Source organism: Roseivirga seohaensis (assembly GCF_001592945.1).
In the GTDB taxonomy this organism is placed as follows: domain Bacteria; phylum Bacteroidota; class Bacteroidia; order Cytophagales; family Cyclobacteriaceae; genus Roseivirga; species Roseivirga seohaensis.
The window spans coordinates 660483-675472 of the sequence record NZ_LRPB01000023.1 but is presented as its reverse complement, the minus strand read 5'-3'; the positions used below and the strand labels follow the sequence as shown (position 1 = coordinate 675472).

10 protein-coding genes are annotated in these 14990 nt (G+C 38.3%); 5 read left to right on the top strand and 5 right to left on the bottom strand.

All coding sequences use genetic code 11. The features are described from left to right. Positions 1–168: 168 nt before the first annotated feature. Both AWW67_RS09325 and AWW67_RS09320 read right to left on the bottom strand, forming a co-directional pair. Entirely contained in the window at positions 169–879 is a 711-nt protein-coding gene (locus AWW67_RS09325) for a response regulator transcription factor (RefSeq protein WP_062301343.1), read from the bottom strand. Further along, a complete protein-coding gene (locus tag AWW67_RS09320; RefSeq protein ID WP_176700022.1) occupies positions 872–2422 on the bottom strand; it encodes a sensor histidine kinase in 1551 nt (516 codons plus the stop codon). Before AWW67_RS09320 ends, AWW67_RS09325 begins: the two co-directional genes overlap by 8 nt. Positions 2423–2562: 140 nt before the next feature. Here AWW67_RS09320 and AWW67_RS09315 point away from each other — a divergent pair, with 140 nt between their 5' ends. From AWW67_RS09315 to AWW67_RS09300, 4 genes are all read left to right on the top strand, one after another. Next, entirely contained in the window at positions 2563–3564 is a 1002-nt protein-coding gene (locus tag AWW67_RS09315; RefSeq protein ID WP_176700021.1) for a T9SS type A sorting domain-containing protein, read from the top strand. 95 nt (positions 3565–3659) lie between these two features. After that, positions 3660–4892, top strand: a complete 1233-nt coding sequence (gene lysA / locus AWW67_RS09310; protein ID WP_053223361.1) for a diaminopimelate decarboxylase — start codon at positions 3660–3662, stop codon at positions 4890–4892. 129 nt (positions 4893–5021) lie between these two features. Beyond that, complete coding sequence (locus AWW67_RS09305) at positions 5022–5435, top strand: c-type cytochrome (protein ID WP_053223362.1); 414 nt, start codon at positions 5022–5024, stop codon at positions 5433–5435. 82 nt (positions 5436–5517) lie between these two features. Beyond that, a complete protein-coding gene (locus AWW67_RS09300) occupies positions 5518–6456 on the top strand; it encodes a hypothetical protein (protein WP_062301336.1) in 939 nt (312 codons plus the stop codon). Here AWW67_RS09300 and AWW67_RS09295 read toward each other — a convergent pair. After that, positions 6453–7232 (bottom strand): LytR/AlgR family response regulator transcription factor, encoded by a 780-nt coding sequence (locus AWW67_RS09295; RefSeq protein WP_062301334.1) that lies wholly within the window; start codon positions 7230–7232, stop codon positions 6453–6455. The two genes, AWW67_RS09300 and AWW67_RS09295, sit on opposite strands and share 4 nt — an antisense overlap. Before the next feature lie 106 nt (positions 7233–7338). On the opposite strand from AWW67_RS09295, the gene AWW67_RS09290 reads away from it, so the two are divergent. Further along, positions 7339–10362, top strand: coding sequence for a PAS domain-containing protein (locus AWW67_RS09290; RefSeq protein WP_062301332.1), 3024 nt, complete (start codon positions 7339–7341; stop codon positions 10360–10362). A gap of 8 nt (positions 10363–10370) precedes the next feature. Here the strand turns inward: AWW67_RS09290 and AWW67_RS09285 are convergent, their stop codons facing one another. After that, entirely contained in the window at positions 10371–14057 is a 3687-nt protein-coding gene (locus tag AWW67_RS09285) for a metallophosphoesterase (RefSeq protein WP_062301330.1), read from the bottom strand. Positions 14058–14089: 32 nt separating this feature from the next. Continuing rightward, entirely contained in the window at positions 14090–14926 is an 837-nt protein-coding gene (locus AWW67_RS09280; RefSeq protein ID WP_176700020.1) for an SdiA-regulated domain-containing protein, read from the bottom strand. Positions 14927–14990: the final 64 nt, after the last annotated feature.

The window sequence follows — 14990 nt, the reverse complement described above, 5'->3', positions numbered from 1 at the left end:
AATATAAAGCTTACAGAGCCAAAATTAGCAGTTTCTAACACCAAAAAGAAAAAAACGATATTAATATTATGTTAGAATTCAAGCCAAGTAAAATAGGCTTTTTGAGTCAAAATTCAAAGCGTAACAATCCAAAATATTAACAAATCAAAAGACAACCCTTTTAATTTCTTATTCCTTTTCTGCTTGCCCTTCCGTTATTAACTTGAAACCAGACCCATGAATGGTAATGATTTGAACCGATTCATCTGCTTTCAACATTTTCCTGAGCTTAGCAATGTACACATCCATGCTTCGAGCATTAAAGTAGCTATCGTCTCTCCAAATAATTTTCAACGCAGTGGATCTGTCTAAGGGCTGGTTTTCATGCAAACACAATAACCTTAAAAGCTCAGATTCTTTGGATGTAAGCCTATTCTCACCCCCATCCCAAGAAAGTATCTGTTTATCAAAATCAAATCGAAATGAGCCAAACTCAAAAATCTTTTGATCTGAAATTTGAGGATTTTTTTCAGCCGTTCTTCGAAGTATGGCCTGTATACGCAGTAGTAATTCCTCCATGCTAAAAGGCTTGGTGATGTAATCGTCACCTCCAATTTTAAAGCCTTCAATAGTATCTTCTTTCATAGATTTGGCCGTGAGAAAAATAATTGGAGTTACTTTATCGTCTCTCCTAATCTCTTTAGCCATAGAAAAACCATCCTTTTTTGGAAGCATCACATCAAAAAGACAAAGATCGAAAGCTTCGCGTTTGAATGCCTTAACGCCCTCCTCACCATCGCGGCAAAGCTTCGTTTCATACCCTTTTAGCGAAAGGTATTCGTTTAAGATTTGACCCAAGTTAGGGTCGTCTTCTACAAGTAATATTTTAAAACTAGCCATGATTGAAAGGTAAATATACTTTAAATGTGCTTCCTTTTCCTAGGTCGCTTTTCACTGAAATGGTTCCTTTGTGCATTTCAACAATGTTTTTTACGTAAGATAGCCCAAGGCCAAACCCTTTAACATCGTGAATATTGCCTGTAGAAACACGGTAAAATTTTTCGAAAATTTTGTCAATATCTTCTCGGCTCATACCAATGCCCTTATCGGATATTTTAATGATAACGCCTGTTGAAATGTTTTCTGTTCTAATATGTATTTCTGGCGGTTCTGGAGAATACTTATTGGCGTTATCTAACAGGTTATAAATAATATTAGTGAGATGCACCTTATCTGCTTCAATAATTGGGCTTGAAGCCAACAACTGACTGGTAATTGAACCTTGACGTTTTTGAACCAAGATGTCGATGTTAACCAAAGCCTTCTCAATAATATCATGCACATCGGCAGTTTCAAATTTCAACCTAAAGTCTTTTTTATCCAGACTAGCAATTTGAAGTACCTTTTCTACTTGCATCCCTAGCCTTTTATTCTCGTCCCGAATAACTTGAATGTATCGGTCTACTATGCCTTCATTCTTGCGAAGATCGGCATCTTGAAGGGCTTCAGTAGCCAAAGAAACCGTAGCAATAGGCGTTTTGAACTCGTGCGTCATGTTATTAATAAAATCGTTCTTGATTTCAGAAATCCTTTTCTGACGAAGAATGACTACAACAGCATAAGTAAAACAACCAATCAAAATTAGCATTAACAGCCCTGAAGCTGATAGCGGCAACAAACCCTGCTTTAATAGAAATTGCTTTTGGCTTGGGAAGTAAACGCTTAGAAAATAATCTTTAGGCTGTAAATCTGTTGGAAATAGGTTGGCCTGTAATTTTGAGTTTTTGATATTCTCTAAATCATCTACACTTGAAGTATTTATTAAATTGGTCTTTCCTGTTCTACGTTCAATAATTCCGTAATTGTATTCTAAGTCAATCCCGCGATTTCTCATTTCTCTTTTTAGAAGCGTATCTAACTCTGCTGGGTTTACCCTAGAAAAGAGGTTGTTACTTCCCACCAAATGCTCTGCCCAGTCTTTCTGAATAGACCTCCACCTGCTCTTCATTTGTTGCTCTAGCTGAAATCTCTCCTGATCAAAATTTGGGTTGGCCTGATCATAAAAATCCTGAATCAAAGCATCAAAATTTACTTGAAAGTTAATTCTCTGATTCACCTCGTCTATTTCTACACCAAATTGTATCAAACTTTGATCAACATAAGGCACAGGGCGCCTGTTTTGAGGCCGATAGAAACTTGATAAACTATCCCCTTGCTGCATTCGCTCTGGCGGACTCGGCATCATTTGGCTAATATCTGTCTGTAAAAAGTTTGTGTCGTTTAAACGGGCCAGCTTATTAGTGACTTCATTCAGTGCTGTCTGAACATTTTGAGTAAACCGCTCTTCGTTTACCTTAGTTACTTCCTTGATCCAATAAAACTGGAAGACGATCAAACCAAGCATGGCTATGCTCAGCAATCCTATCAACCATCTTATCTTCATTCTACTCATGGTTCAAAAGTACTTTAATAAAACGGTCATGGTTATGGGCTTAACAAAAATTAACATGATTTAACCGCCTTTTAACAATGCCATTTTCGTTTATTAAATACTTTCGTATCAACAACTTAAAGGTTAAAAAGATGAATAGGTCAGGGAATAAAAAAACACTAAAAATGGTGGCATTCATTGCCATAATTACTTTACTCGCTACCAGTTTTGTTGGTCATGCACAAACCCAAGAACGTAGCCAATCGCAGTCGGTTTCTATAAATACCACTGAAGATGGTAAAATAAAGCTCAAGGTGGTAATGAAAGAGGGGAATGACACCAAGACTTTTGAAAAAACATATGATAGCTACGATGAAATTAACGGTGATCCAGATTTAGAGAAAAATGGCATCGATTTAAGTGGCTGGAACTTTGGCGGAGGAAACTCAGGTTTTGGCTCTTCATTAAGGCCCTTCCGCAGCGGCCCATCCATGTTTGATTTCGATATGGATAATATGCGCAAATACATGGAATCAATGATGCGCGGAGGCTTTGGAACCAACAACTTCTTTTTCAATTTTGATACTGACGATCCTTTTTTTATGAACATGGATTCACTCCAAAATAAACTAAATTTTCATTTCAAAAATGGGAAAATGTTTCAGAATGGAGACGAGATTATGGATATGGACTCGATTAGAGACGCCTTGAAAAACAGGTTTGGCAGTATGAATTTTGACTTCGACTTTGATAATGACAGTGGAAATTCTAGCGGATGGGGTTTTGGCAACGATAATGATGATGAAGGTTTCCATATAATCTCACGAGCTCGAGTTTTTGTTCGCGCAGCAAAAGACAAGGATAAAGAAGTAGTTGGAGCAGATAAAATGGAGCCGCTTGAAATTAAAGACATAAGCTTTTACCCGAACCCAAGCGATGGGCGGTTTGATCTAGAAATAGAAACTACTAGCCGCGGGCCATTACAAGTCAAAATTGTAAGCCCAACTGGAAAGGTAATATATAGTAAAACCGATTCATCAGGCGAATCGGGCTTTAGCTTCGACATTGATATTTCAGATGAAAAGGAAGGTTTATATATTTTACAAGTAATTCAGAACAATAAAACGCTTACAAAAAGGGTGATTATTGAGTAAAAAATATTCATTCTCATTTTCAAAGAGGAAGGTTTGGTCGATCTTCCTCTTTTTTATTTTTCTACACAGTATATTTGCCCCTTAATTTATTTGAAATGGATTTAGTGAATGACCGATACACCATTCAGGGTGTAGATTTAGTGGAGCTTACCGAAACGTATGGCTCTCCACTTTACGTATATGATGCCGATAAAATTGAAGCTCAGTTTAAAAAGCTTACTTCTGCTTTTAGCGGAGTTAAAATGAAGGTAAAATATGCCACTAAAGCCCTTACAAATATTTCAATTCTTAAGCTCTTGCGTAGCATTGGTTCCGAACTCGACTGCGTTTCTATTCAAGAAGTACAATTGGGGCTAAAAGCTGGCTTTGAGCCCAATCAAATTTTATATACGCCCAACTGTGTTTCTATTTCTGAAATAAAAGAAGCGGTGGAATTAGGGGTGATGATTAACCTCGATAATATTTCTATTCTAGAACAATTCGGAAACGAATTCCATGATACCGTACCGGTTTGTATCCGCTTAAACCCACATATTATGGCGGGTGGAAACAAGAAAATTTCAACCGGTCATGCCGATTCTAAATTCGGAATTTCGATCTATCAACTTCAGCATATTGTTAGAGTTGTAAATACATACGGACTGAATGTTACGGGTTTACACATGCACACGGGTTCTGACATTTTAGATGCCGAGGTTTTTTTAAGGGCTGCCGCTATTTTATTTGATGCCGCAAAAAGCTTTAAAGATTTAGAATTTATCGATTTCGGTAGTGGCTTTAAAGTAGGCTATAAAGAGGCCGATATTGTAACCGATATTGAAGAACTTGGCGAGAAATTAAGTGCGGCTTTTAAGGATTTCTGTAAAGAATATGGCCGCGAGCTAGAAATGTGGTTTGAACCGGGTAAGTTTTTAGTGAGTGAAGCAGGTGTTTTTCTTACCAAAACCAACGTAGTTAAAACCACGCCAGCCACCGCCTTTGTAGGAGTTGATTCTGGAATGAATCATCTGATTCGTCCTATGATGTACGATTCGTATCATGAAATAATGAACTTGTCGAACCCAAATGGCACAAAGCGAATTTACACCGTAGTGGGCTATATCTGTGAAACCGATACTTTTGGATTAGACAGAAAAATGAATGAGGTAAAAGAAGGCGACATTATTGCCTTCAAAAATGCTGGAGCATATGCCTTCAGTATGGCCTCTAACTATAATTCAAGGTTAAAGCCTGCCGAAGTTCTGATTTACAAAGGCGAAGCAAAGCTAATCAGACAAAGAGAGGTGTTCGAGGATTTAGTTCGCAATCAGGTTGAGATAGATATTTAGAATAATTAGTTTTTGGTTCGGTTTCTGTATAAGAACGAACTGAAACGAGCGACTTCTGGCTTTTTTGTTTTCAGAGTTACTGGTTTCAAAATATTCTCATACTTTTACTAACAATACAATCTAAGAGAGATGAAAAAAACATACATTCTATTTGCGGTTTTGGCCATTGCCACAATTTCATTCAGCTTCACTACTGTTCAAGATGCCGAGTTAAAAAAGAGCATGGCTGACGGCAAAAGTGTTTACGAAGGGCTTTGCATGGCTTGTCATATGAACGAAGGACAAGGTATTGCCAATGTTTTTCCTCCATTAGCTAAGTCTGATTATTTAATGAAAGACCTCGACAGATCAATTAACGTGTTGATTAAAGGCCAGCAAGGTGAAATTACCGTAAATGGCAAAAAGTATAAAGGAGTGATGCCAGCAACCGGTTTAGACGACAAAGACATTGCCGATGTACTTAATTACGTTCGAAACTCTTGGGGCAACAAAGGCGATAAAGTTACCGCAGAACACGTAGCCAAAGTTCGGGCAAAAAAATAAAACAACATCTAATAGCCTCAAACGAGGCTATTTTTGTTTACACCAAGTCTTTTCTAAAACAAACAGAAATACTTTTAAGAAAATGAGCGTTAAGGCTGTAATGAAAACCCTAAAAACTGGACTAATACTTTTTGTGCTAACAACATTTGTAGCCGCAGGTTGTAAAGAAGTTTCTGGCGATGATACTCCAGCAGACAATGCTGAAATCAGTAATTTATTTTCCGCTGCGCAAGAAGTAGGTACAATTGCTTCTGAAGATATTGACGAAGCCTCAGGCCTTGTAGCCAGCCGTTCTAACAGCAACTATTTATGGACACACAATGATAGCGGTGGCGAACCCATCGTATATCTAATGTCGAAAACTGGGGCCGATGCCAGCAAAGCCAGATTAGAAGGAGCTCAAAATATAGACTGGGAAGATATTGCGATGGGTCCTGGACCTGATGATGCCATTCAGTACTTATACGTGGGCGACATTGGAGACAATAGTGCGAGAAGATCTAATTTAACCATATACAGAGTAGCCGAACCTGATTTGAACATCGCAAATATTCCAAGCTCGCAAACACTACCGAATGTAGAAGCCATTAATTACGTGTATTCAAATGGGGCACGGGATGCCGAAAGCCTAATGGTTGACCCATTGACCAAAGACATTTATATCGTTTCTAAACGTGAGTCGCAAGTAGCGCTTTACAAATTACCTTACCCTCAGTCATTAATAGAAATGGACACCGCAGAGTTTTTAATGAACATGCCCTACTCTGGTTTTGTGGGGGGTGATATTTCTATAGATGGTTCTGAAATTTTGATCAAAACCTATTTTGAAATTTACTACTGGCCTAGAGCCAATGGAACTACGGTTAAGGATGCGCTAACTGAAAAACCTAGCAGATTAGCCTATACAGCCGAGCCACAAGGAGAAGCCATCTGCTTTTCAACAGATGGCTCCGGATTTTTTACTGTAAGCGAAAAGAATTCTGCCGATCCTGTTCCCTTACTTTTTTACAGAAGAAATTAACTTGCGCTAATCGTATTTAAAGTAGCTGTAAAGGCATTGTAATACGATCTGCCAATCGGAATTTTCTTGTCTTCCAAATGCACGTGATTCGTATCAATGGCGGTAACTGCGTCTACTTGTACTACAAACGATTTATGTACCCTAAGAAATTTATCTTTCGGAAGCTTATCTGTAATTTCCTTCAGTGATTTTCTAACCGTGTAGCTTCTGTCTTTAATGGCATGTAGAGTGATATGATTCCCGTCTGCCTCAATCCACATTAGGTCAGAATACTTTACTTTTTCTAACAATGTTTTCTTTTTAATGAAGATGGAGTCATTGCTATAAGTAGTTGGGTTTAGGGTAGATATATTACTAATGCCTGAGCTGGCCGCAATTCTTTGTTTATTAAATAATGCTACCTCAATGGCCGCATAAACGTCATCTTTGGTAAAAGGCTTTACAATAAAACCTAATGGCCGAGTGTGTTTTGCGCGGTTAACGGTTTCTTTATCAGAATAAGAGGTAATGTAAACGAAAGGTACTTTATACTGCTCATGAATTATACCTCCTAACTCTATCCCATCTTGGTCGCCTTTTATCTTTACATCCAGCAGTATAAGGTCGGGTAATGAGGCTTTAATTGCCTTGATTGCCTGATTTGCCGAATTAGCAATTTCGGTTTGTTCATAACCGAAAATGCCCAGCATTTCCTGCAGGTTTTCCGCAATAAAAGGTTCATCTTCAACTATGAGAATTCTTGGAGATTGGTCATAGTCATTGTTGATTACAGCCATTTTTAATTTCTATTTAGGTGTGTTGGGTGAATTGTTTTTTTGTCAGTAATTACTGAATATGCTATCTTAAATTTAGACAAATTAATTCACAGAGGCCATAGTTGTTATGCAAAACGTTTTCGATGATTCTACAAGCGAAATACCAGATACAAACGCAAAAAGTATCAATTATGAGTCTGTAGTCAAAAACCTCTTAGAAGTAGTTTGGAGTATCGACATGTCGGTAGAGCCCTATGAAATTATTTATTTAAACGATCCGTTAACCAGAACTCCAGGTGAAATTTATGACAAAGCAGCCTCCACCATAGAGGAATGGCAAAGCACAATTCACCCTGATGACCAAGAGCGAATTCTTGATGAAGTTGTAAATGTTCTTAATGTAGGTAGTGGCAACTATGCGTATAGGGCTTTAAGGGGAAAAGACAACTACCGTTATGTACGCGATAGGGTTAAAGTATTTTATAAAGATGGTAAACCCGTTCGGTTAGATGGCATCACCACTGATATTGATGATATCAGAAGATCTAGAAGAGATTTAGAGTTAAGCCAGCAGCGGCTTAAAAGCATTGTAGAGGCTTTACCCGACCCTGTTTTCATTTCAACTCAAAATACTGGAAAAGCAATTTTTGCCAACGAGATGCTCTTTGAGGTATATGGAATGAACCCTGACGAGTTTTTGGGAAAGAAAGTAATTCAGTTTTACCAAAACTTTGAAGGGCGTAAGTCATACCTCGAAACCTTAGTGAAAAACGGATCGGTACAAAATCACGAGCTCATGCTCCAGAACAATAAGGGAGGATCATATTGGGTAAGCGCCTCGACAATGCCGCTGGAATTTCAAAACGAACCTTGTTACATCACCATTCTTCAGGATATCACGGTTAGAAAATCATTAGAAAGAGAACTGAAGCAAAGTAATGACCGCTACCAACTCGCAGTGGAAGGAACCAATGATGTGATTTGGGAATACGATTTTAAAAAGTCTAAATCTTATCTCTCGCCTCAATTCTGGGAGGCAATGGGTTTAAAACCTCAAAAAAACCCACTAGATAAAAACCTGCTAGCAAAATTTATTCATGAAGAAGACAGGCTAGAATTTCTTCAGCTCATTCACCATAAGTTCGAAACCAAGAATGAAGAGCTTGAAATGGAGACTAGAATGGTAGGGAAAGATGGCCTAATGCTATGGATTTATATTAAGGCAAAAATACTCTATAGTGAAGGCAAAGGCCTTCCAAAAAGAATTGTAGGCTCGCTTTCAAACATTACTTCGCTTAAACAAGCGCAGTCGAAACTGAGAGAAAGTGAGGCCAAGTATAAGCTCATTTCTGAAAACTCTAGTGATTGTATTTGCTTACAAACTCCCGATGGAACTTTCATTTTTGTAAGCCCGGCCTCTAAAGATATCATTGGTTATGACGCCACCGAGTTAGAAGCGCTTAGACTACGTGAGTTCATCGAAAAAGATGGCCTTATTCAGGTATCGCAAGCCATGCTAAACGTAATTAATCAAGAAACGAAAATGGCCAGTGTCACCTTTAAAGCCAAGCATAAAAACGGCCATTATGTATGGCTAGAAAGTAGAGGAGGTTTAATTACCGACAGCGAGGGTGACCCTTTATATCTGCTTACTTCAACCAGAGATGTAACAGAGCGATTTATTGCCGCTCAAAAATTAAAAGAAAGCCAAGAACGCTACAAGCTCATTACAGAAAACTCGCACGACATTGTTACACTCATGAATCCAGATGGTGTTTATGACTTTGTATCGCCTTCGGTGAAAGATATTTTAGGCTACGAAACCTACGAAATGATTGGCCAGAACTCAATGTCATTCATTCACCCCGAAGACTTACCTGAGGTGGCTAACAGAATGAAAGCTACGATAGATGAAAAATTAAAAGATGAAAAAATTACTTTCAGATTTAGAGACAAAGAGAATAACTGGCGTTGGTTAGAAGCACAAGGGGGAGTAATTCTAAATGATTCAGGTGAAATCATCTTTATTAGAAGTAACAAGCGTGATATAACAGAAAAAGTACTAACAGAACAGAAACTGCATGAAAAAGAAGAGCAATACAAACTGGTTTCTGAAAACTCAGGAGATGTTATTGCTTTACAAGACTTTGAAGGCAGAATTTCATTTATTTCGCCATCTTTAAAATTCTTGCTTGGCTATGAACAAGACGCTCTTTTAGACACTTTCTATTCTGATTTAATTCATCTTGAAGAGCAGCCCTTTGTTCAGTCGGTTATTAACCAGGTAATCGAAAATAAAAGCAAAAACGTTAAAGTCACGTATAGAATTCAGGCCCAAGATGAAGAATGGGTATGGGTAGAATCATCATACAGTTCAATAGAAGATTCTAATGGAAACTTTCTATACTTACAGTCATCTACTCGAGATATTTCTGAAAGAATTAAAGCGCTTGAGAAAGAAAGGCAACTGGGAAAATTGAAGTCGAGTTTCATTTCAATGGCCTCGCATGAATTTAGAACTCCCCTCACAACAATTCAGTCGAGCAACGAGCTCATCAACATGTATTTAGACGCTGACCCTAACCCCAATACCAAACTCAAAAAACATGTTGGCCGAATAAGAACAGAGCTAGAAAGGATGAATTCCTTGCTCAAAGATGTATTTACACTTGGTAGATTGGATGTTGGTAAAACAGTAATTAAAAAGGACATTACCTCTTTAACAGGTATTATTAAGCAAGTCGTTTTAGAAAACAGCGTTCAGCATAAATCTCGGAATGTAAAGATTATAATTGAAGGTGAAGAACGGCAAGTTGAACTCGACAGTCAGCTTATTGGTCATTCGCTTTCAAACCTCATTAATAATGCCTTAAAATATTCTGAAAACAGGCCCGACCCAGAAGTTATCGTAACTTATAAAAAGGTGGGCGTTCGTGTAGAAATCAAAGATTTCGGTATCGGAATTCCAGAGAAAGACCAAAAGGGGCTTTTCGAATCGTTTTCGCGTGCTACAAATGTTGGCGACATTGAGGGCACAGGGCTAGGCCTTATCATTGTTAAACAGTTTGTAGAAATACACGGAGGTACGGTTTCATTTGAAAGCGAACTCGGAAAAGGAACTTCCTTCTTTATAGATTTACCTGATGTTTAATTGTAGACTTAAAAATAGAACCCAAACTTAACTAGTGGTAAAACGCTTTCTTCTGAAACAGCTAGTAAGATGTTGATGGCAGCAAAGTTGAATGGGGTAACGTAAAGGCCACCACCATATCCATGATGGATTTTATTAGATGACTCTCCATCTACCCAAACTCTACCTAAGTCGTTAAACAAGATCATTCCCACTTGTGAAGGAAAATAAAAAGATCTCCAATCGAATAGTTTCACTCGCATTTCCAATTGATGATACAAGCTACTTTCGCCTGAAAAACGAAAACGCCTGTAGCCTCTTAAAGTACTAAAACCATCGAGCTGTGCCGACTGAAAAAACTCATAGTCTCCGAATACTTTTTGGTAACCCATTCTGGTGGCAAATACCGTTCTAGACGGCTCCCGAAAACTCCACCTGAAAGAAGCATCGGTTTTGAGTTGGGCACTATTGCCAGAAAAGGAGTTAAAACCAGCGTTATAGTCTAAAACAGCATTAAAATTTAATCCAGTCTTAGGAATGAGCTGGCCTAAGGTTTCATTAAAATGAAAACCAAAAGTTCCACCCGCATACACTTTCTGTTCAAAAACACTTGCTCCCAAAGGGTCGGTATTTGCAAAATCATTGATAAAACGATCTGCACTTTCCTCAACCTCAACTGTTCTGAAAGTAGGCCCGAAATTTATAGAAGCACCTTTGCCAAGACTCAAGGTTAAGGTTGGTCTTATCGAATACTCTTCAAATCTGGTTCGGTAATACCTCTCTTCAATGTCTTTATCGTAAGGCGTTTCGTTACCCATTCCAAAGAAGTTATTTACAAAATTGGGAGCCTTAGCATCAGCCGATAACGCAAAATCCAACTTTCCGAAAGCATCAATTACGTCTAAGTCGTAAGAGAATTGATACGAAGAAGTTCCTACGGCATAGTTACCAGAAATCTTATGTTTAGTAGCATAAGGAGATTTTCTGAAACCATCAGTTTTAATTAAAACCCCTCCTCCTAAAAACAATCCGTCATCTGAATTGTAGTTTACAGATACCAAAGGAGCCAACAGGTTAAAATCAAATTCCTGACGATTATGAGCATTAATATTGGGGTCTTTATCTGTTGTTAAATCTCTGGTTTCTGAACTGGTTTCTAAATCCGTTCCGCTCTTGGTGTCATAAACAATTGTCTTTTTTCCGAGGCCTCTCACCTTACTATTGTCAACAATAACATCATCATCGTCTCCAGCAATAATTCTTACTTTAATGCCGTTATTTACTTCCCCAGTAATTTCATACCTATCGTTTCCATCAAAACCAAAAAGGCGTATTTCATCTGTTTCCGAGGTTTTAAATATGCGTTCATAAATGATTTTATCTAGGTTTCCTTTTTTAGAAATTTTATGAACCACAACTTTAGTATGCTCATCATCCAACCTTTCTACTTTAAAGAGTTCTTGTTTGTCACTAGCCAAAATATCTACCTCTTTTGAAATCAATAGGTAATATTCTTTAGCATATTTCTCTAGGTTGTCCCTCCTGTTTTTCAGTTTTCTAATTATCTCTTCTCCGTGTAGGTCATAAATTTCATTGGGCCATTGTCTAATCGAAGATTCAATGATTTCATCAGTTAGGGCAGCTTTTAATTCACGTGCCTGTTCTAGCCATTCCTCCATTGAAACTTCAGTCATAAAAATGCGATCGAAGTAACGGATTCGGTAAGAACCCATACTTGGCATATAATCAATGTCATCGTGAAAACCCCTAAGCGCAGGTTGAGCCCATTTTGAAGACGCTATTTTTTTAAAAATTCCTTCACCTGCAAAAAAGGCCACATCTCTATCTCTTGGAATGGGCTTGTATAGTTTTTCGTCATCCTTTTTATCGTACTCTACCCATCTCCATTGGTCATCATGACGGTCCCAATCACCTAACCAAAAATCAAAAAGGCGATTTCGAGCCACAAAAACTTGGTCTACATGGTTGTCGTTATCCTTTCTAAGTTTTTCATACAAATCTGGACTAGAGAGCACATCGTCTCCTTCTCCAAAAAAGGGCTCTTCAATATTCTTTTTGTTGGCTCGCTCTTCAAACAATGCCAACGTATTCGCAAAATCTTGTCTGTGAATTCCAAACCTTGGATCGTCAGGAATATATACCACTTTTGGATTGGCGTGGAAAATCCCTGCGGCATCGGCAAGTGTGGGAATAATAAAAGGTGCATACGGGTGCGAAGCCGAAATTCCATCTTGAACAATGTCCTTAATAAAGGTTTGACGAAATTCTTGAGGCAAGGTAAGCGCAGGGTTCTTATCCATCGACCTCAGCACATACTGTTTTCCATCTGCAGCTTCTAACCTAAGCGAAATTGTTTGGTGCCCTCCTCCTCTTTTAATAATTTTCAAACCGCCTTTCTCGCTTCCAATATCAAAAAACGGAACATTGATTTTAGTTGCCCACTCATTTCGATAGTTCTCTCCAAACATTTTTAAATGGAAGTTACTTCGCTCATGATAAAGCTCACTTGCCGCAAAAAGAGTGTCTTTTCCAGCAAAAGATACATTAGCAAAGGATTTTAACAAATTAGCCGGAGCTGGTTTAAAAGGTTTTTCAGAAAGAACTTTACTATATATTTCAGAAGGTTTTTCATCTGCTGGAGTAATAAATTTTAATTCCGTTTTTCCATCTGAATAGTAATCTAAACGACCATAGCCTACGGTGTTGGTGGCAAACAAGGCATCTCCTTTTTGCTTTACATGTGCATTATTTTTCGAGCCCGATCCGCTTACTACAAAGTCTATCCCTTCTTTTTTAATATGCTGAAGCGCATGTTCATGGCCAGCTACATCAACAATATCTGGATGGTTTTTCATAAGCAAAACCATCGCGTCTCGAAACTGACGATAGACCGGATGGGCTGTATCTTGAATATTACCAAACCATTTTCTGTATAACGGATATATAGAGCCTAAAACAGGCAAAGGGATATATAAATTCTTAGTTCTACTAGAGGCCGTCAATGGAAAAATATGATCCTTTAGACTAAAAATACCTCCATGAATTCCATAAGTGTATTTAGGGTGATGCGAAGCTACTATTACCTTTTTATGAGCATTCCTTTTTAGGGCATCTTGAAAATTGGCCATTACATCAACAATAGTAATCGCCTCACAGTCTGAGCCTTCGGCAGGTTTGTCACCACGGTGTAAAAACCATTGGGTATCTACCACAATCAGTGTGATATTTTCATTTAAATCAACCTCAACGGGGCCAGAGCAACCTCTGGTCGGAACCCAAACATCTTGGCTATCGAGTTTATCTTCCACATATTTCTCTTGAATCTTTAGCCAATCAAAACCATCAGGCCGGCCTTGTGCCCAATCGTGATTGCCAGGTACAAAGAATTTTTTACCCTGAAAATCCTTAACCGCGTTGATTTGTCCATCAATAGCAATTTCTGCATCTGGCCTTAGCTTATGCCCTCTAGGTGGCATACCTTGAGGATAGATATTATCACCTAGAAACAGCACTGCGCCACGATCGCCCACTTTATCTAGTTCTATTTTCAGTAGGTCCAAAACAGGGTTTTCACCTGGTTCACCCGCATCGCCAACCAGAAAAACCGAGTAAATGGGCTGTTCCTTTTCTTGAAAACCATATACAGACGTTGCGAATAAAAACAGACTTAAGGTAATTATAACAATGCTTTTCATAGAGCAGTAATACTGTGTAAAAATTAACCGGTTCACTTTTGTTTCATTTTGAAACGATGGATAATCCCTCCATCTTCCCCTTCATTAGATATAAACAAGTCGCCATTAGGCATAAAGGCAATGCCCTCTGGTTGAGGAAAAAGACTTCTCTTTAAAATACTCAGATTTTTAGGACTACCGTCATTATTAAAAACAACCAATGCAGAACCCACGGAAGCAATCATATAAATTTCATTGCTTATAGGATGAACCGCTACTCCAGATGGTCGAAATTTTGTGCTGTTCGACCCAAGTACCCGTTCAAGGTCTTTGTCTTGTAAAACGAAAAGAGGTGTTTTCGAAAACTTTTCAGTGGTTAGATTATAGCCATACACTGCCTTTCCCTTAACCTTCGCATGGTCAATATCTCCTTTTCCTTTTAGGGCAATCAATAATGTATTACTATTCTTGTCGTACCCCAAGCCTTCAACATTATTCTCGGAAGTAAAGGGAGTATCAATCGACTCAACAACCCCTTCAATATCAATATTGAACTTATACAGCTTACCATTGCTTTTAATAGCGTACATGTTTTTACCAACCAATTCTAAGCCCTCAAAATCTCCATTGCCTTCGAATCGAATGCGTTGAACTATCTCCCTTTTGTTGAAGTCATAGATATAAACTCTACCCTGTTCGTCATTCAGTGTAGCTAATTGATTTGGTGCGTAATAACTAAGGGCTGACACCTCCTCTAAAATTGCAGGAAGCCGGTAAGTTTCAGAAGGTGATTCGAGGTTATAAGGGAAATCACCCTTATTTTGAGCCCAAACCGAAGAGGGAAAAGTAAGCAGGTATATAATAATGAATAGAATAGACGTTCGTTTCATGTTCATCCGAACAAAAATAGTAGATATATAATTCACCAGAGCAGGTAGTTTTATGTAATCCAAA

What these genes read in the sequence shown, in the direction of transcription:
- AWW67_RS09320 (WP_176700022.1), bottom strand. Translation starts at nt 2,422, where the DNA reads ATGAAGATAAGATGGTTGATAGGATTGCTGAGCATAGCCATGCTTGGT.
- AWW67_RS09295 (WP_062301334.1), bottom strand. Translation starts at nt 7,232, where the DNA reads ATGGCTGTAATCAACAATGACTATGACCAATCTCCAAGAATTCTCATA.
- AWW67_RS09315 (WP_176700021.1), top strand. Translation starts at nt 2,563, where the DNA reads ATGAATAGGTCAGGGAATAAAAAAACACTAAAAATGGTGGCATTCATT.
- AWW67_RS09290 (WP_062301332.1), top strand. Translation starts at nt 7,339, where the DNA reads ATGCAAAACGTTTTCGATGATTCTACAAGCGAAATACCAGATACAAAC.
- AWW67_RS09285 (WP_062301330.1), bottom strand. Translation starts at nt 14,057, where the DNA reads ATGAAAAGCATTGTTATAATTACCTTAAGTCTGTTTTTATTCGCAACG.
- lysA (WP_053223361.1), top strand. Translation starts at nt 3,660, where the DNA reads ATGGATTTAGTGAATGACCGATACACCATTCAGGGTGTAGATTTAGTG.
- AWW67_RS09280 (WP_176700020.1), bottom strand. Translation starts at nt 14,926, where the DNA reads ATGAAACGAACGTCTATTCTATTCATTATTATATACCTGCTTACTTTT.
- AWW67_RS09325 (WP_062301343.1), bottom strand. Translation starts at nt 879, where the DNA reads ATGGCTAGTTTTAAAATATTACTTGTAGAAGACGACCCTAACTTGGGT.
- AWW67_RS09305 (WP_053223362.1), top strand. Translation starts at nt 5,022, where the DNA reads ATGAAAAAAACATACATTCTATTTGCGGTTTTGGCCATTGCCACAATT.
- AWW67_RS09300 (WP_062301336.1), top strand. Translation starts at nt 5,518, where the DNA reads ATGAGCGTTAAGGCTGTAATGAAAACCCTAAAAACTGGACTAATACTT.